Source organism: Micromonospora sp. SH-82 (assembly GCF_051132485.1).
Lineage (GTDB): Bacteria > Actinomycetota > Actinomycetes > Mycobacteriales > Micromonosporaceae > Micromonospora.
In genome coordinates this window covers 926,589-946,909 of sequence record NZ_CP148049.1, presented here as the reverse complement: position 1 = coordinate 946,909, position 20,321 = coordinate 926,589, and the positions used below count along the sequence as shown (strand labels likewise).

General features: G+C 71.6%; 23 protein-coding genes. 8 read left to right on the top strand and 15 right to left on the bottom strand.

The features are described from left to right. Positions 1-30 precede the first annotated feature (30 nt). Positions 31-1,143, top strand: a complete 1,113-nt coding sequence (locus tag WHN02_RS04420) for a T3SS (YopN, CesT) and YbjN peptide-binding chaperone 1 (RefSeq protein WP_434742176.1) — start codon at positions 31-33, stop codon at positions 1,141-1,143. Positions 1,144-1,156: 13 nt separating this feature from the next. On the opposite strand, the gene WHN02_RS04415 is transcribed toward WHN02_RS04420, so the two are convergent. Next, positions 1,157-1,609: an Lrp/AsnC family transcriptional regulator gene (locus WHN02_RS04415; RefSeq protein ID WP_350895373.1), complete on the bottom strand. Its 453-nt coding sequence runs from the start codon at positions 1,607-1,609 to the stop codon at positions 1,157-1,159. A 107-nt stretch (positions 1,610-1,716) separates the two neighbouring features. On the opposite strand from WHN02_RS04415, the gene ddaH reads away from it, so the two are divergent. After that, positions 1,717-2,502: a dimethylargininase gene (ddaH, locus tag WHN02_RS04410; RefSeq protein WP_434742175.1), complete on the top strand. Its 786-nt coding sequence runs from the start codon at positions 1,717-1,719 to the stop codon at positions 2,500-2,502. 117 nt (positions 2,503-2,619) lie between these two features. On the opposite strand, the gene WHN02_RS04405 is transcribed toward ddaH, so the two are convergent. Both WHN02_RS04405 and WHN02_RS04400 read right to left on the bottom strand, forming a co-directional pair. Beyond that, positions 2,620-3,813, bottom strand: coding sequence for an ABC transporter substrate-binding protein (locus WHN02_RS04405; RefSeq protein WP_434742174.1), 1,194 nt, complete (start codon positions 3,811-3,813; stop codon positions 2,620-2,622). A gap of 69 nt (positions 3,814-3,882) precedes the next feature. Beyond that, a complete protein-coding gene (locus WHN02_RS04400; RefSeq protein WP_434742173.1) occupies positions 3,883-4,677 on the bottom strand; it encodes an alpha/beta hydrolase family protein in 795 nt (264 codons plus the stop codon). A 154-nt stretch (positions 4,678-4,831) separates the two neighbouring features. Here WHN02_RS04400 and WHN02_RS04395 point away from each other — a divergent pair, with 154 nt between their 5' ends. Then, positions 4,832-5,434: a bacterial proteasome activator family protein gene (locus WHN02_RS04395; protein WP_434742172.1), complete on the top strand. Its 603-nt coding sequence runs from the start codon at positions 4,832-4,834 to the stop codon at positions 5,432-5,434. A 10-nt stretch (positions 5,435-5,444) separates the two neighbouring features. Here WHN02_RS04395 and WHN02_RS04390 read toward each other — a convergent pair whose 3' ends face one another. The 3 genes from WHN02_RS04390 to WHN02_RS04380 all read right to left on the bottom strand — a co-directional run bounded on the left by WHN02_RS04390 (position 5,445) and on the right by WHN02_RS04380 (position 8,024). Further along, the gene (locus WHN02_RS04390) at positions 5,445-6,257 is read right to left on the bottom strand and encodes an HAD family hydrolase (RefSeq protein ID WP_434742171.1); all 813 of its coding nucleotides are present in this window, start codon (positions 6,255-6,257) and stop codon (positions 5,445-5,447) included. Further along, complete coding sequence (locus tag WHN02_RS04385; RefSeq protein WP_434742170.1) at positions 6,257-7,078, bottom strand: HAD family hydrolase; 822 nt, start codon at positions 7,076-7,078, stop codon at positions 6,257-6,259. Before WHN02_RS04385 ends, WHN02_RS04390 begins: the two co-directional genes overlap by 1 nt. 184 nt (positions 7,079-7,262) lie before the next feature. After that, on the bottom strand, positions 7,263-8,024 hold the full coding sequence (locus WHN02_RS04380) for a hypothetical protein (protein WP_434742169.1): 762 nt from the start codon (positions 8,022-8,024) through the stop codon (positions 7,263-7,265). Positions 8,025-8,203: 179 nt separating this feature from the next. On the opposite strand from WHN02_RS04380, the gene WHN02_RS04375 reads away from it, so the two are divergent. The 3 genes from WHN02_RS04375 to WHN02_RS04365 all read left to right on the top strand — a co-directional run bounded on the left by WHN02_RS04375 (position 8,204) and on the right by WHN02_RS04365 (position 9,834). After that, positions 8,204-8,635, top strand: a complete 432-nt coding sequence (locus WHN02_RS04375) for an OsmC family protein (protein WP_434742168.1) — start codon at positions 8,204-8,206, stop codon at positions 8,633-8,635. Between the two features lie 84 nt (positions 8,636-8,719). After that, the gene (locus WHN02_RS04370; RefSeq protein ID WP_350895364.1) at positions 8,720-9,082 is read left to right on the top strand and encodes a metallopeptidase family protein; all 363 of its coding nucleotides are present in this window, start codon (positions 8,720-8,722) and stop codon (positions 9,080-9,082) included. A gap of 71 nt (positions 9,083-9,153) precedes the next feature. Beyond that, positions 9,154-9,834, top strand: a complete 681-nt coding sequence (locus WHN02_RS04365; protein ID WP_434742167.1) for an AIM24 family protein — start codon at positions 9,154-9,156, stop codon at positions 9,832-9,834. A 126-nt stretch (positions 9,835-9,960) separates the two neighbouring features. On the opposite strand, the gene pheA is transcribed toward WHN02_RS04365, so the two are convergent. After that, on the bottom strand, positions 9,961-10,911 hold the full coding sequence (gene pheA, locus WHN02_RS04360; RefSeq protein ID WP_434742166.1) for a prephenate dehydratase: 951 nt from the start codon (positions 10,909-10,911) through the stop codon (positions 9,961-9,963). On the opposite strand from pheA, the gene WHN02_RS04355 reads away from it, so the two are divergent. Continuing rightward, complete coding sequence (locus tag WHN02_RS04355) at positions 10,910-11,134, top strand: hypothetical protein (RefSeq protein ID WP_434744130.1); 225 nt, start codon at positions 10,910-10,912, stop codon at positions 11,132-11,134. The two genes, pheA and WHN02_RS04355, sit on opposite strands and share 2 nt — an antisense overlap. A gap of 1,090 nt (positions 11,135-12,224) precedes the next feature. On the opposite strand, the gene WHN02_RS04350 is transcribed toward WHN02_RS04355, so the two are convergent. Continuing rightward, positions 12,225-12,680 (bottom strand): hypothetical protein, encoded by a 456-nt coding sequence (locus WHN02_RS04350; protein ID WP_434742165.1) that lies wholly within the window; start codon positions 12,678-12,680, stop codon positions 12,225-12,227. Positions 12,681-12,851: 171 nt separating this feature from the next. Next, positions 12,852-13,586: a hypothetical protein gene (locus WHN02_RS04345; RefSeq protein ID WP_350895360.1), complete on the bottom strand. Its 735-nt coding sequence runs from the start codon at positions 13,584-13,586 to the stop codon at positions 12,852-12,854. Positions 13,587-13,749: 163 nt separating this feature from the next. Between WHN02_RS04345 and WHN02_RS04340 the strand changes: the two genes are divergently transcribed. Then, entirely contained in the window at positions 13,750-14,958 is a 1,209-nt protein-coding gene (locus tag WHN02_RS04340; protein ID WP_434742164.1) for an arginine deiminase, read from the top strand. 96 nt (positions 14,959-15,054) lie between these two features. Here the strand turns inward: WHN02_RS04340 and WHN02_RS04335 are convergent, their stop codons facing one another. The 6 genes from WHN02_RS04335 to WHN02_RS04310 all read right to left on the bottom strand — a co-directional run bounded on the left by WHN02_RS04335 (position 15,055) and on the right by WHN02_RS04310 (position 20,257). Then, entirely contained in the window at positions 15,055-15,939 is an 885-nt protein-coding gene (locus WHN02_RS04335) for a DUF5926 family protein (protein ID WP_434742163.1), read from the bottom strand. Between the two features lie 94 nt (positions 15,940-16,033). Next, positions 16,034-16,450 carry an ATP-binding protein gene (locus WHN02_RS04330; RefSeq protein ID WP_434743814.1) on the bottom strand — a complete coding sequence of 139 codons (417 nt, stop codon included), beginning with the start codon at positions 16,448-16,450 and terminating at the stop codon, positions 16,034-16,036. Between the two features lie 64 nt (positions 16,451-16,514). Further along, positions 16,515-17,972, bottom strand: coding sequence for an ATP-binding protein (locus WHN02_RS04325; protein ID WP_434742162.1), 1,458 nt, complete (start codon positions 17,970-17,972; stop codon positions 16,515-16,517). A gap of 92 nt (positions 17,973-18,064) precedes the next feature. After that, positions 18,065-18,856: a glycerophosphodiester phosphodiesterase gene (locus WHN02_RS04320; protein ID WP_434742161.1), complete on the bottom strand. Its 792-nt coding sequence runs from the start codon at positions 18,854-18,856 to the stop codon at positions 18,065-18,067. A 13-nt stretch (positions 18,857-18,869) separates the two neighbouring features. Next, positions 18,870-19,205, bottom strand: a complete 336-nt coding sequence (locus tag WHN02_RS04315; protein ID WP_434742160.1) for a rhodanese-like domain-containing protein — start codon at positions 19,203-19,205, stop codon at positions 18,870-18,872. Between the two features lie 41 nt (positions 19,206-19,246). After that, the gene (locus WHN02_RS04310) at positions 19,247-20,257 is read right to left on the bottom strand and encodes an LCP family protein (protein WP_434742159.1); all 1,011 of its coding nucleotides are present in this window, start codon (positions 20,255-20,257) and stop codon (positions 19,247-19,249) included. Between the last annotated feature and the right edge of the window lie 64 nt (positions 20,258-20,321).

Here is a 20,321-nt window from a genome sequence, read left to right as displayed (position 1 = left end):
GTAGGGTGACCTTGACGGACGGAGGCGATCATGACGGCAGACCACCCCTCGGCGCCGGCTGACCCGACCGGCGACCCCCCGCCGGAGCACCACGAGCCGATCCTGCTGGACGCGCCGACCACGGCCGACCTGCGGGCCAAGGTGACCCAGGCCTGGCAGGAGTTCGCCCGGGCGCTCGCCGGGCGACTGCGGGACCTGCCCACCGGTACGCACATCGAGCTGACCCTCGACCCGACCGCCTCCGGCACCGGTGACGCCGTCTACTCGATCAGCGTCGACGTGGTGGCCGAGGGGCGGGTCTCGGCGCGGGCCGTCGGCAACGCCACCCTCCCGCAGGGGTACCGCATGGACCGGGCGGCGGTGGCGGACATGATCGCGCTCGGCTGGTCCCCGCCCGGGGTGGTCGAGGGTTCGGGTGAGGACTTCGGCCTGGAGGGTACGACGGCGGAGGGGAGCAGGCTCGCCGCGCTGCTCGCCCGGACGCTGCGCGACGTCTACGGCGCCCCGCACCCGGCCTTCCTGGTCTACCTGGTGCACGACGCCCAGGGGGAGCCGATCGCCGTGGAACCCCTGGGTACGGCGCGCAGCGAGTTCGGCCCGGACCGGGACGTCGAGGCCGACCTTGACGAGGCGCTGGCGGCGGCGGCCGGTCAGAGCGCCGACAACGACGTGGACACCCTCGACGAGCGGGTCCGCACCGTCGTCTCGACGATGTTGAAGTCCAAGTCCGACCTGTTGCAGATCGACTCCGACGGGGACATCAACATCCGGGCGGGTTCGGCGATGGTCTTCGTCCGGGTACGGGACAACCCGCCGCTGGTCGACGTCTTCTCTCCGGTCCTGACCGAGGTCGAGCCGACCGAGCGGCTGTACGTCAGGCTCTCCGAGTTGACCAACCGGATGCCGATCGGCCGGCTCTACTGCGCCGACGACACCGTGTGGGCCTCCATCCCGGTCTTCGGCCGGAACTTCCAGGCCACCCATCTGATGTTGGCCGTGCAGGTGATGACCGGTCTCGCCGACGAACTCGACGACCGCCTGCACGGTGAGTTCGGTGGGAAGCGGTTCTTCGGCGAGGGGGACAAGCCGGGCCGTCGGGACGCCGAAGGCGACCCGGACCACCGGACCGGCATGTACCTCTGAGCGTCGGTCACGGTCAGGCCGGGCCGACGCCGGGGGACTCGACGAGCCGGGAGAGCACGATGGTGCTCCGGGTGGAGGTGACGAAGGGTTCCGCCCGGAGTCGTTCCAGCGCCTCCTCCAGGTGGGAGATGTCGGCGGCCCGCAGGTGGACCAGGGCGTCGGCCTCCCCCGAGACGGTGTAGGCCCCCACCACCTCGGGGTGCCGACGGGTGGCGATCCGGATCTGGGCGGGGGTGGTCCGTCCGGCGCAGAACAACTCGACGAAGGCCTCGGTGGTCCAGCCCACCGCGGCCGGGTCGACCACGGCGGTGAACCCCCGGATCACCCCGGTCGATCGCAATCGGTCCACCCGGCGCTTGACCGCCGGCGCGGAGAGTGACACCCGGGCACCGATGTCCGCGTACGACGCGCGCGCGTCTGCGACGAGCAACGCAATGATTCGCTGGTCAACGTCATCTATCTGCAACGTTCCGCCTTGGGCAAGCAATGTTCGCGGCTGTTGCTAAAGTTTTACGCTACCTACGCTTGGTAATCGTGAAGCAGCAGCGAGTCGCGCAAAAGCGGATATACCTCATGTGCTCGCCTCAGCACTTCGCTGTCGAGTACGCGATCAACCCGTGGATGGACCCGACCGCCCCCGTCGACCGGGAACTGGCGGTCAAACAGTGGGAGGGGCTGCGGGATGCCCTGACCGGCCTCGGACACGAGGTGCACCTGCTCGATCCCGAGCCGGGCCTGCCCGACATGGTCTACGCCGCGAACGGGGCCTTCACCGTCGACGGCACCGCCTACGGTGCCCGGTTCAAGCACGACCAGCGGGCCGCCGAGGCGGCGGCGCACCGGGCCTTCTACACCGACCGGGGCTGGCGGTTCGTCGCGCCGGTGGAGACCAACGAGGGCGAGGGTGACCTCGCCTACCTGCCGCAGGCTTACGGCGGCCTGGTCCTCGCCGGGTACGGCTTCCGCACCGCCCTGGCGGCGCACGCCGAGGTGCAGGAGGCGGTGGGGCGGCCGGTGGTGTCGCTGCACCTGATCGACCCGCGCTTCTACCACCTGGACGTGGCGCTCGCCGCGCTGGACGACACCAACGTCGTCTACTTCCCCGGGGCCTTCTCGGCCGCCAGTCGACGGGTCCTCGCCCAGCTCTTCCCGGACGCCGTCCTCGCCGACGGCGACGACGCGATGTCGTTCGGCCTGAACCTGGTCGGCGACGGGCGCAACGTGGTGCTCAACGCCGAGGCGACCGGGCTGGCCGGGAAGCTGCGCGACGCCGGTTACCACCCGGTCCCGGTGGACCTGGCCGAGCTGAAGAAGGGCGGCGGCAGCGTGAAGTGCTGCGTCGCCGAACTCCGCCCCTGACCCGCCGCCCCGGCTACCGGCGCTGCCCAGGCCGCTGCCCTGACCCGCCGCCCCGGCCTCCTGGCGCTGCCGGAGAGGCCGGGGCGACGACGGCCGGGCGTCAGTCGTGGGCCGGTGTCAGCCCAGGGTGACCAGTTCGTTGATCAGCACGTTGGAGAGGAGCTGACCGTCGCGCTGGACGCTCCGCAGGTACCACCGCTGCTGCGGGGTACGCGACTGGTTGAACTGCCACGCGCCGCGCGGACTGTCGATCTGGCCGATGCGGCCCAGCGCCAGGTTGACCTCCTGCGGGCTGGGTTCGTCCCCGGCCAGTCGGATGGCGGCTTCGAGCACCTGGGCGGCGTCGTACGACGCCATCGCGTAGGTCGTCGGCGAGTCGTTGAAGCTCTTGCGGTAGTCGGAGGCGAACTGCCGGTTGGCGGTGTTGTTCAGGTCGGCCGAGTAGTTGAGGGCGGTGGAGATCCCGGTCGCCTCCTGCTCGCGGAGTTCACCGAGCACTGCGCCCTCGGTCAGGAACCCGGGCGCGTAGATCGGCCCCCGGTAGCCGGTCCGGCGTAGCTGTTTGACGAACTGGACGGCGGCCTGGCCGGAGTAGAAGCAGAAGACGGCGGTGGGGTTGCGGGCCAACGCCTGCTGGATGTCGGCGACGTACGTGGAGTTGCCCGGTTGGACGGTGTCGTCGGTGAAGACCACCTCACCGGCGATCCGTTGGTCGTCGGGGCCGAAGCCGTTGCGGAAACCGGCGATCACGTCCCGGCTGCCGGCGTTCTCCGGGGCGAGGATGGCGACCCTGGCATTGGCGGGCAGCTCCTGTCCCAGGTACGCCCCCATCGCCTCCCCGGGCTCGTTGAGCACGTACGACGTCCGCCAGATGTAGACGACGCTCTGGAGGCTGGCGGGCGAGGCGTTGGAGCCGATCAGCGGCACCCTGGCCTCTTCGACGGCGTCCCGGATGGCGATCATGACCGCCGGGTTCACCACTCCGGTGAGGGCGAGGACCCCCTGCTTGAGCAGGTTGTCGACAGCCGCCTGACCGCTGCGGGCGTCCTCACCCTCGTCGGCGACGACGAGCTCGACGGGTCGACCGCCCAGTTGTCCCGCGTTGCGGTCGAGGAAGAGCTGGAAGCCGTTGACGATTTCGGTGCCAATGGGCTTGAGTGCACCGGTTGTGGGGGCAATGAGACCGATCTTGATCGGTGCCCCGGTAGACGTGGTGCTGTCCTCGTCGTCCGAGCCGCACCCGCCCACCAACCCGACGGCGCCGATCCCGGCCAGCAGTTGCAGGGCTCGCCTGCGGTTCATCTGCGACACCGAAGTCCTTCCCGGAAAGGAGCGGATCGTGACCACTCCTCGGCGTTCTACCTGCTCGGTCATGGTGCGTCAATCATTGTGCAGGGACCGTAACCCACCGGTCACCTGGGGCCAGTCGGGAGCCATCGGATCGATGAGCCCGAAATGATCACATCGAGGCACTTCGACAAGTTCGACATCGGCGCCGACCTCTGCCGCCGCTGCCACATAGGCCCTGCTCATCGCGATGGGCACCTGTCTGTCGTTCGTTCCGTGCAGGATCACCGTGCGGACGGGGGGCGGCGGTCGCATGGCGGGGTCGGCGGCGGCGTACCTGTCGGGGAACTCCGTCGGCCCCCCGCCGAGCAGCGCGGCCACCGCGCCCTGGTCGAGGTCCAGCCGGTACGCCTCGGCGAGGTCGGTGACCGGGGCCAGGGCCAGGACCCCGCCGACGGTCTGCGGGGCGACCCCGGCCACGTGCAGCGCGAGGTGTCCGCCGGCGGAGTGCCCGACGAGCAGAGGTTGACCGGAAAGGTTCAGTTCGGGAAAGGCGACGGCGACGAGTTCCGGCAGTGCCGCCACCGCGTCGACGACGTCCGAGCCGGTGGCGGGCCAGCCCCCACCCGGCCGACCGGTGCGCCGGTACTCGACCTGTGCGACCGGATGACCCGACTCGGCGAGGGCGGCGGCGAGCGGCCCGGTGTGCGTCCGGTCGTACTCGGCCCGCCAGAAGCCGCCGTGCACCACGACGACGAGCGGCCCGGTCGGCGTCGGGCCGACGGGTCGGCGTAGGTCGGCGATCTGGTCCGGGTGGTCGCCGTACCGGACTGTGGCGTCCGGCGGCGGGCTCGGCCGGGTGAGCACGGCACGCCGGTCTGCGGTCATGTGCGCGACGGTAGCGCGCCCGATGGCATCGCTCCCACCCTGGTGGGCACCTTTCCTACCGGCGGGTACGCGTGGTGGACGCGCCGGTCACAACGGGTGGAACCGCAGGGTGCCGGTCGGGGCGGCGAGCGGGTGACCCGGTCCCTGGGACAAGATGGGTGCCATGACGCAATCGCGCTCCGCCGAACAGAACGACGAGCCGGGCCGCGACGGTGCCGGTGTACCCGGCACGGTGGTGGTGGTCGGCCCCGACGGCCGACCGGTCGGCACCGTGCAGACCGACGAGGTCCAGGGCGAGGACCCCGCCCGCCTGGTCGAGCAGCCGGCCAAGGTGATGCGGATCGGCAGCATGATCAAACAGCTGTTGGAGGAGGTCAAGGCCGCTCCGCTGGACGACGCCAGCCGACACCGGATGCGGGAGATCCACGAGCGGTCGATAGTGGAGCTGAAGGAGGGGCTCGCCCCCGAACTCCGCGACGAGTTGGAGCGGATCTCGCTGCCCTTCACCGAGGAGAAGGCCCCCAGCGAGGGTGAGCTGCGGATCGCCCACGCCCAGCTGGTCGGCTGGCTCGAAGGTCTCTTCCACGGCATCCAGGCAGCCCTGGTCGCCCAGCAGATGGCGGCCCGGGTCCAGCTGGAGCAGATGCGCTCGGGTCGGGCCGCGCTGCCCAGCGGATCGGGCGAGATCATCCCCGGCATGCCCGGCATGGCCGGTCAGCCCGGCGGGGAGAACCACAGCACCGGCCAGTACCTCTGACCGGCCCGGCTCAGCCGGTAGGGAAGACCCTCTCCAGGTACGCGGCCACGCCGTCCTCCGAGTTCGCCGAGGTCACCTCGTCGGCGACGGCGAGGACGGCGGGGTGCGCGTTGGCCACCGCCACCCCGCGCCCCGCCCAGGTCAGCATCGGTACGTCGTTGGGCATGTCACCGAAGGCGACCACGTCGGCGGCACCGATCCCGAGCCGCTCGCAGAACCACGCCAACCCGGCGGCCTTGGTCACCCCGGCGGCCGAGATCTCGATCAGCCCGGTGTGCGAGGAGTGGGTCGCCTCGGCGATCCCCTGGATCGCGCCGGCCACCAGCTCGACGAAGACGTCCGGATCCCGGTCACCGGCCCGGACCAGCAGCTTCACCGCCGGGACGGAGAGCAGTTCCTCCGGCGACTCGACGGCCCGGATGGCGTCGAAGTCGGCGTCCCACCGCAGCGGGTAGTGCGTCTCGTGTCGCATCTGCCGCCCGTCGGCGATCTCGACGGCCAGGCTCACCCCGGGTACCTCGGCCCGGAGTCGACGGGCCACCTCGGACAGGTGCTCCGGGGCGAGCGGGTCGGCCCGGAGCACCTCGTCGGACTCCGGGTCGTACACCACCGCCCCGTTGGCACAGATCGCCGGCAGCGGCTCGGTCAGCTGGTCGTAGACGAGGGAGAGCCAGCGGATCGGCCGACCGGTGACCAGGACCACCGGCATCCCCTGGGCGCGGAGCCGGACCAGGAGGTCGGCGGTACGGGGGCTGACGGTGGCCTTGTCGGTGAGGAGGGTTCCGTCGATGTCGGTGGCGATCAGGCGGGGTGTGTCTCCCATCAGCGGGACAGTAGCCGATCGAGGTACACCGCCACCCCGTCGTCGTCGTTGCGCAGTGTCACCTCGTCGGCGACGGCCTTCACCGACGGGTGGGCGTTGGAGACCGCCACCCGCGCCCACCCGGCCCACTCGAACATCGGCAGGTCGTTGGGCATGTCCCCGAAGACCAGCACGTCGGCCGGGTCGACGCCGAGGGTCTGGGCCACCACCGTGAGCCCGGTGGCCTTGTCGGTCTGCGGTGGGCAGATCTCGATGAAGCCGAGCCCGGCCTGGGTGAGGGTGGCCACCTCGGGCGGGATGATCCGGCGGGCGACGTCGAGCAGTTCGTCGACGTGGTGACCGGAGGTCCGGGCGAACCCCTTGAGCACCTCCCCGGAGAGGCACTCGCTCCGGCTGCGCGCCTCGAACCGGTCCGGATAGGGCCAGCTGGGGTGATAGTCGCCCCAGAGCGGGGCGTCGTGGTCGTCGAGGGCCTCGACCATCACCGTCAGCGGGCCGACCTCGGCCTCCAGGTCGGTCAGCAGCCGGGCCAGGACCTCGCCGGGAAGCCGTACGTCACGCAGCACCACCGGTCCCGCCGGGTCGCTCTGGTCCACCACCCGACCGCCACCGGCCATCACCAGGAAGTCCGCGGCCCGGATGTCGTTGCGGGTCAGTTCGGTCAGCCGGGGTCCGCGCCCGGTCGCGCCGACCACCGGGATCCCGGCGGCCCGGACCCGGTCCAGCACCTCATGGGTGTACGCGGAGACGGTCTCGTCGCTGCGCACGAGCGTCCCGTCGAGGTCGGTGGCGATCAACTTGGGCAGTCCTGGCCGGGTCATCATTCCTCCTCAGCCCACCGCCCTCGCGTAGGCCGCCGAGGTGCCGGCGTCGCTGGACCCACGATGGCGGGCAGCAAACGTACCTCGGAAAACCGGTCTCAACCATGGCTTACGCGCTAATCGGACATCAACTCGCGACGGCCGGTAGGTGACCGGCGACCTGCCGCGAACCGGGCCGGGAGGGTCAGGCCGGTGGCTCCGGACGGGCGAACGGGACCGTCGGTTGCACCGTCAGGTCGGGCGGGGCCGGCAGGGCGTCCTCGTCTGCGGCCCGGTCCGAACGCCCCCGTCGCCACGGACGGAACCCGGCGTCGGGCGGCCCGTCGTCAGCGGTCGGCTCCGTCGGCTCGTCCGGCCGGTCGGCGGCGGGCCGGGCCTGGCCTCTGCCGCTCAGGTGCAGCGCCGCCGCGAGGAGCAGACAGCCGACGAAGGCCATCACCAGGCCACGGCCGTACTCCACCTGGTAGCCGTCCTCCGGGGAGTAGAAGAGGGCGCGCTGGCTCGGTTCGTCGAGGGCGAAGGCCGTGGCGACCAGCAACGCCACCAAACCCGCCGCGACGGCCAGTCCGGCCACCCGGGCGTTGTGCCGGATCGCCGTGGTGCCGCTCAGGGCGAGCGCCGCCAGAGCGCCGAGGAGGAGCAGCCCGACCAGGTAACCGACCCCGAACCCACCGACCTCGGAGACGTTGCCCGGGATCCGCAGCTCGGTCTCGCCGTCCGCGCCGCCGTCGGGCAGCGTCATCACCAGCCACTCACCGACCATCGAGGCGGCGGCGGCCACCGCGCCCAGCCCGGCCAGCACGCCGGGGACCCGACGGTCCCGGGCGAGACCGGCGAGGGTACCGGCGGTCCGGCCCCGGGGTTTCGCCTCGCCTGATCCCCATTCGAGGACGGCTGCGCCGTCGGAGCGGTCGTCCTGCCGTGGGATGGGGAGATCCTGGGACATCGTGACCCTTCCGCCCGTGCGGGGCTTGAGCGGTCGGGGCACCCCGACCGTCGGTCCAGGCCGAATCATGACACAGTCGGCGCAGGTCGACCGGGTACGCCGCCCGGCGGGGCGCGACGTCGACTGGGCCTGCGATCGGACGACGCGCCGAGGAGCCCCGCGTCGGTTAGCGTCAGGACATGCCTATTCGTACAGCTTCCGCACAGTGGCAGGGCAACCTCACCGAGGGTTCCGGAACCATCCGTACCGGTAAGGGGGGATTGTCGGGGAACTACTCCTTCGCGTCCCGCTTCGAGGAGGGGCAGGGGACCAACCCGGAGGAGCTGATCGGCGCGGCGCACGCCGGTTGCTTCTCGATGGCCCTCTCCAAGGCCCTGGCCGACGCCGGATCGCCGGCCACCTCCGTGGAGACCACCGCCAAGGTGCACCTGGACAAGACCGACGCCGGAATGACGGTGACCCGGATCGACCTGGAGACCGTCGGCCAGGTGCCCGGCATCGACGAGGCGCAGTTCACCACCTTCGCCGAGGGCGCCAAGGAGAACTGTCCGATCTCCCGGCTGCTCGCCCCGGGCGCGCAGATCAGCCTCACCGCCCGGCTCGCCGGCTGACCACCCCCGCCGGTCCGGTCGGTGCGCGGTGCCGCACCGACCGGACCCCGGCGTGGGCTGAAGACGGCGGCCGGGTCGGGCAGAATGGGCGAGGTGCCTGTCGAGATGAGCCCGCAACGATTCGAGGACCTGGTCTCCGAGGCGCTCGACGAGGTGCCCGAGGAGCTGCTCGGGCTGATGAGCAACGTGGTGATCCTGGTCGAGGAGGACTCTCCCCCCGGTGAGCCGGAACTGCTCGGCCTCTACGAGGGACACGCGCTGACCACCCGGGGCTGGGACTACGCCGGGGTGCTGCCGGACCGGATCTTCATCTACCGCCGTCCGATCCTGCGTGTCTGCGAGACCGAGGAGGACGTCGTCGAGGAGGTGGCCGTGACGGTGGTGCACGAGATCGCCCACCACTTCGGCATCGACGACGACCGACTGCACGAGTTGGGCTGGGGCTGACGTCGCCGTACCTGTTTGCGACGGACCCGTATCGTCGCAGGTCCAGCAGGCGAAACGGAGGCATCTTCACCATGCGCAGTGAGCTGTTCTCGGCCGAGAACCTGGAGAAGGAGTCCGCTCAGCCCGGCATGTGGCTGCAGAACTCCAAGATGCTCAAGATCCGGCTACACGGTGAGGCGTTGGCCCGGGTCGGGTCGATGGTCGCCTACCAGGGACAGGTCCAGTTCCAGGCGCTCGGCTCCGGTGGTCTCGGGAAGTTCCTCAAGCAGAAGCTGACCGGCGAGGGCGTCCCGCTGATGAAGCTCACCGGCTCCGGTGACGTCTTCCTCGCCGAGATGGCCAAGGACGTACACGTCATCGACCTGGAACCGGGCGACGCCCTGTCGATCAACGGCTCCAGCGTGCTGGCCTTCGAGCCCACCCTGCAGTACGACATCAAGCTCGTCGGCGGCACCGGGATGGCCGCGTCGGGCCTGTTCAACTGCATCTTCACCGGCCACGGCCGGATCGCCATCACCACGAAGGGCATGCCCGTGGTGCTCAACGTGGACGCCCCCACCTACGTCGACCCGCAGGCGATCGTCTGCTGGTCGGCCAACCTCAAGACCGGCTACCACCGGGCCGAGCAGATCGGCCTGGGCACGCTGCTCGGTCGGCGTACCGGGGAGGCGTTCACCATGAGCTTCGCCGGTCAGGGGTTCGTGGTGGTCCAGCCCTCCGAGGAGCCGCCGACCCCCGGCAGCGGCCAGTAGGGTCCCGGACATCGACCGGGAAGGCCCCGGCCCGTCGCGGGAGCGACCGGGCCGGGGCCTTCCCGTGCGTCGGAGTGGACTCACTCCCCTCGGAGCCGCGCCAGCCGGGCCGCCGCGTCAGAGAAGTCACTCCCCTCGCCGGAGCCGCGCCAGCCAGGCCGCCGCGTCGGCGTAGTCGGTGTCCGACAGACCGGCCGGTGCCGGCACCGGCCGGTCACCGCCGGCCTCGTTCCACCGGTGCCGGGGGTACGACCCGAGGAACCTGACGTCGGCGCAGATCCGCCGAAGCCCCTGCAACGCCTCGCCGAGTCGAACGTCGGCCACGTGCCCGGTGCAGTCGAGGAAGAAGACGTACCGGCCGAGCGCCTCACCAGTGGGGCGGGACTCGATCCGGGTCAGGTTGACCCCCCGGACCGCCAGCTCCATCAGCACCGACAGCAGGACACCCACCCGGTCGTGGGCGATGTAGACGGCCAACGACGTCACGTCGTCCCCGGTGGGGGGCGGCGGCGGGCCGGGGCGGGACACCAGGGCGAACCGGGTCACCGCGTCGGGGTGGTCGGAGATCTTGTCGGCCAGCACCGCCAGCCGGTGCCGGGCGAGACCGATCGGGGCGCAGATCGCGGCGTCGTACCGGCCCTCGGCGGCACCGGTCGCGGCGGTGGCGTTGGAGAGGACGTCGACGACGGCGGCGTCGGGCAGGTGGCTCCGCAGCCACTGTCGGCACTGGGTGGACGCCTGGGGGTGGGCGGCGACCGACCGGATGGCGGCGATCGTGGTCCCCGGGCGGGCACCGAGCACGAAGTCGACAGGCAGGATCACCTCCCTGGTGATGACCAGGGGTTCCCCCTCGGCCAACTCGTCGAGGGTCACCCCGACCGCCCCGCCGACCGAGTTCTCCAACGGGACCAGGGCCGCGTCGGAATCCCCGGCCCGTACGCTGTCCAGCGCCTCGGGAACGCTGCGGGCCGGGGTCCGGGTGCCGTGCTCGGCAGCGGGAATCGTCCGCAGGGCCTGCTCTGAGAAGGTGCCCTCGGGGCCGAGGAAAGCGAAGCGGGTGGGCGGTGTTCCGGGCATGGCGACAGCCTACGCACCGGCCCCGCAGTCGCAGGCCAACGTCCGGATGCCGGCCGGCCCGATGGCGCGTACCCGGGCGGAGCAGACATCGGTGCCGGCGGTGACCAGTTCGAGGGCGGCCGGTGTGCCTGCCACCCTCAAGGCGCTGCAACTGCTGCTGGCGCAGATCGCCGCCGTCGACGAGTTCCTGCCTGCCGACTGCTGCTGCGCGGCATGGTCGTGAGCCTGCTGCGGTGGCCGGCCTCGGTGTATGCCCCGGTCGGTGCTCGCCGACCTGGACCGCCTCGCTGCGCAGGCCAGACACCCCGCGTCCTTCCCTCAGGCGTTCCACCGTCGTCGCCGCCATCAATGCCGGGGGCCATACTCTCGTTGGCGGCGGTCAGGCGGTGGGTAGGCTGGCGGGCGCGCTGCTTGCGAGTTTGCTGCTGGGTAGGAGGGCAGGTCGTCAATCGAACCCTGACTTGAAATTGCTCGGCCATTAGGTGATTGCATAGCGGCCGCGCCCGCCGCCCGCCGCCTTGCCAGGGCGTCCTCCTCCGAGCCTGCGTCCCTGACAGCCCGACCGAAAGCCTTCGCCCTAACACGGAGTTCAAGCAAGAAACGCTTCTCATCTGCAACCGTTGCCCTATGTGCAGTTCCGGCGGCCACTCGGTCTTGCGCTATTTGCTCGATTTTAGCAGAAATCGCAGGCCACCCTCCCGCTTCCTCCGCTTCCTCGGATCGGAGCTGAAGACCATCGGCCTTCCACCGGTTTCATAGTTGGTGCAACTGGGGATCATTTCCGCGCATGCTGGTTGGCGGAGGCATGTCGGTTGAGCGGCTACCAGCCTCCTCCTCCAAGGCCATTCGCTCGTCAACATCGGCAGGAACATATCTTTCCATCGTCACTCCTGACTGGCGCCTTGTCATGCAGCCTTGAACAATGGTGTCCTGTCCGGCGTGGGTGTGATGCTTGGTGTGCTTCCCCTGCAGGGGCTGGACGACACTACGGACAACCCCACCCCCCGGTTCAACCCAAATCGGGACTGAGCTGCTTCCATGGCTGTCAAGGTGTGCTGGTAGTTCCGCACCGAAGCACGACACCGACCAGACCAACACGGCACCGGTCGCCGCATACCATCAGACCGGATCCCTCGATGGACGTCTCCACACCGCAGACCAGCGCGGCGTCCTCGCTCGACAGACCCTCAGCGATCCGCCGCCAGAACCGCCGCTGGACATCCCTGCCATTCACGCCGGGCTGCCCTGGAGACCGCATCGCCGGTCGCCCGCCACCGAAGTCACCCAACTTGGTGGTCTACCCATCTACACGGTCAGAGGACGCAGAAGAAGGTCAGCGATCCGGCGACGTCCCCGTCGTCGAGGACCGGGGTGGAGATGGCGTCCACCGTCGCGTCCGGGGCGCCGACGGCCGCCTGGATGCGCAGGAGACCCCGGGCCAGCCGCCCCGAGTGCAGGGCCAGCAGCGGGGGGATCTTGTCGGTGTCCTGCTCGGTGAGCTCGCCCCGGTACGCGGTGAAGTCCAGCAGGCGCAGGCCGCCGTCGAGCAGTGGAAGGCCGATCACGTCCTCCGGTCGGCCCAGGCACAGGAGTCGGCGACCGGACGGCGAGACGGCGACGACCTTGGTCTCGGCGTCGATGAGCAGACACGGCTCGGCCGCCCGGGAGACGGTGACCGCCCAGTTGCCGACACTGCCGGACTCCTGCTCGGCGGGGGCCGCAACGGACGGCGCGAACGCTTCCGAAAGCGAGAGTTCGACGTGGGCCACCGCGCCTCCTAGGTACACCGCCGGTCCGTCCACGCTAGCCGGTCGTCGGCGGCACCGCCCGACCACGCCGGGTCGCCCGGGTCACCGCCAGGGGCGGACGACCGGACGGGAGGGCGTGCACGGAGGGGACGAGGCAGCTCCCGAACGGGCCACGTGGCGTCGACCGAGACGTTACCGCCGGTTGGCCGCCTTGTCAGCGGCCGTTCGGCCCTCGTCGTACCACCGGTAGTCGGCTGCCGGACGGTATCCGCCCTTCATCCACGTCCCCGGGTGTTGGGCCACCTGGGTCAGCTTCTCGGCGGTCGCCGGGCTGATCCGGTTTCCGCCCGCGACGAGAAGGCGGTCCAACTCCCGGTGGGTCGCCATCAGACAGTCCTTCGGCAGGCCGTAGACGCTGATGACGCCCGACCCGACGAAGGTCAGCACCGGCGTGACCGGGATGGGCAGTCCGACCGCGTCGGTCAGCGCCTTGCTGGCCCGCTTGGCGTCGCGACGGGTCTCCGGGACGTACGGCGGACGCTTGCCGTTGATCTGCACCACGTCACCGGCGACCAGCACCCGGGCTCGGCCGTGGTCGGCGATGGTGATGGCGAAGAGTCCGCTCGGCCCGATGGCGAGGAACCCGGCACGGTCGTCCTCGGCGGGGTCGAGCAGGAGGTCGGAGACGTCGGTGCGGGGCCACTCCACCACGTGCCAGGACGGCCCGAGATGGTCGAGCTGCCCGAGGGCACGGGCCCCGGCGGCCTCCAGTCTGCGGGCACCCCGTTCGGCCCGACGGCGTCGGGCCCATTCCATGGGTGTGTACCGACCGGCGAGCCCGGAGGCGTCGCCGTGCGGCGGTGAGCCGTCGGCAGGCGGCAGCGCCCGACCCGTGGAGACGGCCCGTCGTGCGGGAAAGACAGTCATCGCGACCTCCGGCAAAAGGTCCCTCGAAGTTATGTCCTCACTACCCTACGTTGCCTAGTCGGGTGTTCGGCAAGGTGGAACGCCGGAGTGAGTGCGGATGAATGCCCTATTCACGACCACATCTTTTCTCGCATGACGTCAATCCCCTGCCTAGGCTGCCAGGGTGACCCACCATGTGGACAGCGAGGTCGGTGCGCTCGGCACGGTGCTGCTGCACCGACCCGGCCCCGAACTCGCCCGGCTGACCCCCCGGAACAACGACTCGTTGCTCTTCGACGCTATCCCATGGGTGGGGCGGGCGCAGGAGGAGCACGACGCCTTCGCCGCCGCGCTCGCCGGGCGCGGCGTGGAGGTGCTCTATCTGGCCGACCTGCTCGCCGAGACGCTCGCCGTCGCCGATGCCCGGTCCGACCTGACCGAGCAGGTCCTGCGCTCCCCCAGGCTCGGTGACACCCTGCGCCGCCGGGTCGCCGAGCATCTGGCCTACCTGGACCCGGAGGCCCTCGCCGAGGTCCTCGTCGCCGGACTGGCCCACGAGGAACTGCGGCTCAGTCGGGAACGTCCCGGTGGGCTGGTGTGGACGCTGATGGACCGGCACGAGTTCGTCATCGACCCGCTGCCGAACCTGCTCTTCACCCGGGACTCGTCGGTGTGGATCGGCGACCGGGTGGCGGTCACCAGCCTGGCGATGCCCGCCCGACGCCGGGAGAGCACCCTCACCGAGGCGATCTACCGACACCACCCCCGGTTCGTCGGCACCGACCTCGTCTACCGTCCCACCCTGGAGCACCTCGAAGGCGGTGACGTCCTGCTGCTCGCCCCCGGGGTCCTCGCCGTCGGGGTGGGGGAACGGACCACCCCCGCCGGAGCGGAACGCCTCGCCCGGCAGGTCTTCGCGGCCGGACTGGTCCACACCATCCTGGTGGTCCCGATCGCCCAGGAACGGGCCACCATGCACCTGGACACCGTCTGCACCATGGTCGACGTCGACGCCGTCCTGATGTACCCGAACATCGCCGACACCCTGTCGGCGTACCCGGTGGTGGCCGGGGAGGACGGCACGCCCCGGGTGGGCGAGCGGACCCCGTTCCTGCGCGCCGCTGCCGAGGCGATGGGACTGGACCGGCTCCGGGTCATCGACACCGGCCTGGACCCGGTCACCGCCGAACGGGAACAGTGGGACGACGGCAACAACACCCTCGCCCTGGCACCCCGGCTCTGCGTCGCGTACGAACGCAACGTCGAGACCAACGCCCAACTCGAACGGGCCGGGATCGAGGTGATCCGGATCGCCGGATCGGAACTGGGCTCCGGCCGGGGCGGACCCCGCTGCATGTCCTGCCCCCTCGTGCGCGACCCGATCCCGGGCTGACCACACCCGACGGGGACCGTACCGGCCGACAAGCCCCGCCGGCACCGCCCCGCCCCGGGGCCTAACCCGTCCCGGTCTAACCCGCTCCGGTACGCCTCAGCGAAGAGTGAGCTGTCGGCCCAGCAGACCCTGTCGGGCCCGGCGTCCCGCCGCGTCGAGGGGGGTCGGGTCGGCCAACGCCTCGGCGTACCGCTCGGCGAACCGGCCGACGGGGGCCTCCCACTCGGTCGCCGGTACGTCCTCGGGCAGGTCCCACACCGGGACCAGGCGGCCGTGGGCGCGGAACATCCCGGCGAACCGGGTCTCGTCGGCGAGCGGCAGCGTCCCCGCCGCCCCCAGCCGGGCCAGTGCGTCCAGTGCGGCGTCCTCGTCGTCGGGGAGCACCCACCGCACGTGCGCCTTCTCCGGCACCCGGCACCAGTACGCCGCCCGGCTCGTCGTCAGCCGTACGGTCGGGTAGACGGCGGCGTTCGCCCGTTCCAGGGAGGCCTGCACGGTCGGGTCGGAGGCGGCCGCAGGCTCCAGCCAGAAGTCGAAGCCCTCGTGGAGGTCGACGTCCAACACGTCGTCGGCGAGGACGTCCTGGAGTCGGGGGCCGGGACCGGGCAGCGGAGGCACCTGGACCTGCCCGCCGGGCTCGGTGCGCAGCGCGCAGAGCAGCGACTCGGCCAGGTCCCGGGAGACGTCACCGCTCTGCTGGTGGCGCTGGAGCCCGACGAAGACCGTCCCGTCCGCCCGCGCCATCGCCGGGGTGGCCATCGGCAGCACGGTGGCCAGGACGACCGGACGGTCGGGATGTTCCGCCGCCAACTCCGCGTTGAGCCGCAGGGACGCCGACGCGGCCGGCACCAACTCCCGGAGGGCGATCCACTCCGGCTCGTCGGCCAGCCCCTCGAAGGGCCGGGGGACGAAGACGTCCCGCACCTTCGCCGGCTTCGGGGTGGCTACGGCGGCCCGCTGACTCTTTCGACGCTTGCTCACGGCGACCCAGCCTAGACCACCCGGGGTCGGCAGTCGGTGGGCTCGGCCGGACCCACCCGCCGACGGCCAGCCCGCGACGGCCAGCCCGCGACTGTCAGCCCGCGACGGCCAGGTCGGGGTGGCCGAGGGCGATCGGGTCGAACTCCGCCCAGACGCTCTGCCCCAGCCCGTCCCGGTCGACGCCCCAGCGGGCCGCCAGCCCGGCCACGATGTGCAGCCCACGGCCGCCGATCGCATCCGGCCCGGCCGGTCGCATCCGGGGGGTGGCTGTGGAACCGCCGTCGGTCACCCGCAACTGGACCCGTACACCCTCCGGGTCGGGGCAGAGCCGCCAGGCCACCCGGACCACCCCGCCGGGCAGCGCGTCGGCGTGCCGGACCGCGTTGCCGACCAGCTCGGCCAGGACCGCCACCAGATCGGGGAGCAGGACCGGGGAGACGACGTCGGTGAGCTCGTCGACCAGGCGACGCCGGGCCATCCGGGCACCCACTGCGTGATGGGGCACCACCACACACCACGAACGCTCGGCCCGTACCGTCCCCACGGTCGTCCTTCCCCCCTCGCGCCGCGTCGGGTCACCCACGCGGCAGCCGCACCTCTGCGACGGTACCGCCACCGACTCGTGGCCGGAGTGATACCCAACCATTCTGCTGCTCGACGAGTTGCCGGACGAGATAGAGGCCGAGCCCGGCTCCCGGATAGCGCCGACGGTCCCCGGACTCGCCCTGCCAGAACCTGTCGAAGGCGCGTTCCACGTGCTCCGGGCGGATGCCGATGCCCCGGTCGGCGACCCGGAACGCGATGGTCTGCCCGTCGGCGTCCGCGCTGACCTCGATCGGTGAGTCGGGGGCGGAGTACTTGACGGCGTTGGTGCTCAACTCGGTCAGCACGGTGGTCAGGCTCTGCTGGTGCCCGCACGCCGTCGGCAGGTCGCCGGGCAGGTCGAGGCGGAGGCGGCGGCGTACCTCACCGGGAAGGTTGTCGGCAGCGGCCCGCAGCGCGGCGGCGAGGTCGAACGGGACCGACGGTTCGACGCCCGGCCCGGTCTCGGCGGTGGTGGCGAGCAGCCTGTCGACGAGCCGGGCCAGGTCGTTGGCGCGCTGCCCGATGATCTGCGCGGCCTGGCGGCGGTCGGCCTCGGTGAGGGAGTCCCAGTGCTCGTTGAGGGTGTCGGCGTACCCCTTGATGACCGTGACCGGGGTACGCAGTTCGTGGCTGGTCACCGCCACGAAGAGTTCCCGGTCGTGGGCCCGGCGCTGCTGGTCGGTGATGTCGCGGAAGGTGACCACCCGGAGTTGCCCGGTGCCCGGCAGCTCCCCCGCGTTGATCTTCAGCCACCGGCCGTCCGGCAGCCGGTGGTCCAGGGCCCGGCCCGAGTGCGGCAGCGGGAACGGCAGGGGCTCGTTGAGGGCCTGGGCGGCGGGACGCCCGGTCAGCCGGGCCGCCGCCGGGTTCCACAGCCGTACGGTGCCGCCCTGGTCCACCACCGCCAGCCCGTCGGCGAGCGCCGCCACCACCGGCCCGTCCCCGTGGACGGGAAGGCCGTGCTGGTCGCCGTACATGTGGGCGATGCAGGTGGCGAGGTATCCGACCGCCGTGTGCCGGGTGTCGGTCCGGTGGGCGTCCCCCTCGCGGTAGAGCACGTGCAGACTGCCCACCGTCACCCCGCCGATCTCGGCGCGGGCCACCACCATCCAGGTCAGCCCGCTCCCGACCAGCTCACGGGTCAACTGGCCGTCGAGGTGCTCGATGCGGGCCTGCCGGATCCGGGGGCCGGTGAGCAGGCAGACGACGGCGGGATCGGTGGCGGACAGGGGACGCCCGACGGTCCACTCGCACCCCCCGCTGGCGGCGATCACCCGTCCCCCCGAGGGGGTGAACTCCACGAAGGCGGCACCGGCGGCGCCGAGCGCGGGCTGGACCTCCCGCAGCAGCCGGGTGAGGACGGGCAGCCCGGAGTCGCCCGCATTGATCATCTCGATCGCGGTGTGGTGTCCGGCGATGAGGGCGGCGAAGTCGGTCTGCTCCGGCATCCCCCGAGTCTGCCCCTCGACGCCCGCCCGGGGCACCCTCGCGGAACGGCCGGGGGTGCCCCGGGCGGACGAGGCCGCCGGGTCCGGTGGGTTCATCGGCCGAGCCGGGCCAGGGCGAACGCCGGTCGGTCGGTGATGATCCCGTTCACCCCGGCCGCGAGCACCCGGTCGAGGTCGGTCGGCTCGTTGACGGTCCAGACGTACACCTGGTGACCGGCGGCCTGGAACGCCGGGATCAGACCCGGACGGCTCCGGACCAGGCCGACCCCGGGACCGGCGATCCGGGTGCCGAGGGGCAGCCGTCCCGGCCGCACCCATCGTGGCCTCGACTCCATCAGCAACACCGTCGGAAGGGCCGGGGCCAGGGCCCGGATCCGCCGTACGGCGAGGGTCGAGAACGACATCACAGTCACCTGGACCGGGGTGTCCGGGGTCGGCTCGGCCAGCCCGTACCGGCGCAGCAGCGCGACGAGTCGACGCTCGACCGCAGGGCCGTACCGGGAGGGGTGTTTGGTCTCCACCAGGAGCCGGACCGGCCGCCCGGCGGCGAGCACCGCGTCGAGCAGCCGCTCCAGGGTGAGCAGGCGGGTGTGCGACTCGTCCACCGACTCGACCCCGTCGCCGGGCAGGCATCCGGGATGCCACGAGCCGTAGTCGAGCAGGTCCAGCTCGGCGAGGGTACGACCGCTGACCAGCCCCTGTCCGTTGCTGGTCCGGTCCAGCCGACGGTCGTGTACGCAGACCAGGTGCCCGTCCCGGGTCAACCGGACGTCGCACTCCAACCCGTCGGCGCCCTCGTCGAGGGCGCGGAGGTAGGCGGCGAGGGTGTGCTCGGGCAGGTCGGCGGAGGAGCCGCGGTGCGCGAACACCATTGGGTCGCCCATGGCACCGGCCCCCCTACAGCACCCGGCCGGGTTGTCCACCGGAGTCGACGACCTGGCGACCGGCGGCGGCCCACTCGCCCATTCCACCGGCGACGTTGCGCACCCGGTCCCAGCCGTGGTTCATCAGGTAGCCGACGACCTGGGCGGACCGGCCCCCGGAACGGCAGATCACCGCCACGTCCCGGTCTTCGGGCACCTCGGCGAGCCGGGCCGGTATCTCCATCATCGGCAGGTGGTGGGCGTGGGGCGCGTGACCGGCGGCCCACTCGTCGTCCTCGCGGACGTCGAGCAGGTAGGTGTCGTCGTCGATCTCGGTCACGGTCATGGTGGGTACCTGGGGTCCGAACACGGGTACCTAGCCTAGTGGACCCCGTCCGGAGAACCGTCCGGTCACACCGGTCTCACCCAGCGGGAGTTGCCGGTGGCCCACTCGGCGACCCGGTCGTCGCGCAGTGCGGCGAAGAGTCCGCCGCCGACGGCGTCGTCGAGGACGACGTAGGACACCTCGTCGATGGTCTGCGGTGCGGAGGGGACCTGCACCCCGAGCAGGGCGTCCGCCGGCAGGTCACGCAGGGCGAGCAGCAGCTCCTCGATCGGTACGCCGTTGGTGTCCACCGTCAGCGAGCCGCCCACCGCGCGGAGGACCCGGTCCAGCTTGACCGGGTTGCGCCGCAGGTCGGTCTGCCCCGCCTGCTCCATCATCGCCCGCAGCAGCTGTTGCTGGTGGTGCTGGCGGTCGTAGTCGCCGCCCGGCAGGTCGTACCGCTGGCGGACGTAGTCCAACGCCTGACCGCCGTCCATCCGGTGGCAGCCGGGGGAGAAGACCGCCCCGGTGTGGATCGACCGGACCTCGGTGTCGACGCACATCCGCACCCCGCCGAGCAGGTCGATGACGGCCCGGAACCCGGCGAAGTCCACCACCCCGGCCCCGTCGAAGCGCAACCCGGTCAGCCGGGACAGCGTGGCCGAGAGGAGTCGGACCCCGCCCTGGCCGCCGCCGCCCCGCTCGTACGCCGCATTGATCTTGTCGGGTCCGCCGGGGCTGCCGTTCGCGCCGGGTGGGATGTCGACGAGCAGATCCCGGGGTACGGAGATCAGGTAGGCCCGGCGCAACCCGGCCGGTACGTGCACGACGAGGATGCTGTCCGAGCGCTGGGACTCGTCGGTGGTCCCGAGTCGCCGGTCGGAGCCGACCAGCAGGTAGGTCAGCGGCCCGTCCAGCTCCGTGTCGTCCTTGCGGGCACCGGGGTCGAGCAGTTGCTCCCTGCTCACCGTCCGGTCGTACCTGTCGGTGAGCATCCGGAGCCCCGCGACGGCGGCCAGGGCCACCAGGACCAGTGCCAACCCGGCACCGAGCAGGATCCGGGCCCAACGCGGGGTACGGCGACGAGAGGGCCGCACGGAACACCCTCCTCGCCTGATACGAGCAACTCTCATCTCAGGCTAGGAGGGTGTCCCCCCGGTT

Excerpts from the sequence above, each read along its gene's own strand:
- WHN02_RS04420 (WP_434742176.1), top strand. The coding sequence starts at position 31 with ATGACGGCAGACCACCCCTCGGCGCCGGCTGACCCGACCGGCGACCCC.
- ddaH (WP_434742175.1), top strand. The coding sequence starts at position 1,717 with ATGTGCTCGCCTCAGCACTTCGCTGTCGAGTACGCGATCAACCCGTGG.
- WHN02_RS04400 (WP_434742173.1), bottom strand. The coding sequence starts at position 4,677 with ATGACCGCAGACCGGCGTGCCGTGCTCACCCGGCCGAGCCCGCCGCCG.
- WHN02_RS04395 (WP_434742172.1), top strand. The coding sequence starts at position 4,832 with ATGGGTGCCATGACGCAATCGCGCTCCGCCGAACAGAACGACGAGCCG.
- WHN02_RS04390 (WP_434742171.1), bottom strand. The coding sequence starts at position 6,257 with ATGGGAGACACACCCCGCCTGATCGCCACCGACATCGACGGAACCCTC.
- WHN02_RS04385 (WP_434742170.1), bottom strand. The coding sequence starts at position 7,078 with ATGACCCGGCCAGGACTGCCCAAGTTGATCGCCACCGACCTCGACGGG.
- WHN02_RS04380 (WP_434742169.1), bottom strand. The coding sequence starts at position 8,024 with ATGTCCCAGGATCTCCCCATCCCACGGCAGGACGACCGCTCCGACGGC.
- WHN02_RS04375 (WP_434742168.1), top strand. The coding sequence starts at position 8,204 with ATGCCTATTCGTACAGCTTCCGCACAGTGGCAGGGCAACCTCACCGAG.
- WHN02_RS04370 (WP_350895364.1), top strand. The coding sequence starts at position 8,720 with ATGGGCGAGGTGCCTGTCGAGATGAGCCCGCAACGATTCGAGGACCTG.
- WHN02_RS04365 (WP_434742167.1), top strand. The coding sequence starts at position 9,154 with ATGCGCAGTGAGCTGTTCTCGGCCGAGAACCTGGAGAAGGAGTCCGCT.
- WHN02_RS04355 (WP_434744130.1), top strand. The coding sequence starts at position 10,910 with ATGGCGACAGCCTACGCACCGGCCCCGCAGTCGCAGGCCAACGTCCGG.
- pheA (WP_434742166.1), bottom strand. The coding sequence starts at position 10,911 with ATGCCCGGAACACCGCCCACCCGCTTCGCTTTCCTCGGCCCCGAGGGC.
- WHN02_RS04345 (WP_350895360.1), bottom strand. The coding sequence starts at position 13,586 with ATGACTGTCTTTCCCGCACGACGGGCCGTCTCCACGGGTCGGGCGCTG.
- WHN02_RS04325 (WP_434742162.1), bottom strand. The coding sequence starts at position 17,972 with ATGCCGGAGCAGACCGACTTCGCCGCCCTCATCGCCGGACACCACACC.
- WHN02_RS04320 (WP_434742161.1), bottom strand. The coding sequence starts at position 18,856 with ATGGGCGACCCAATGGTGTTCGCGCACCGCGGCTCCTCCGCCGACCTG.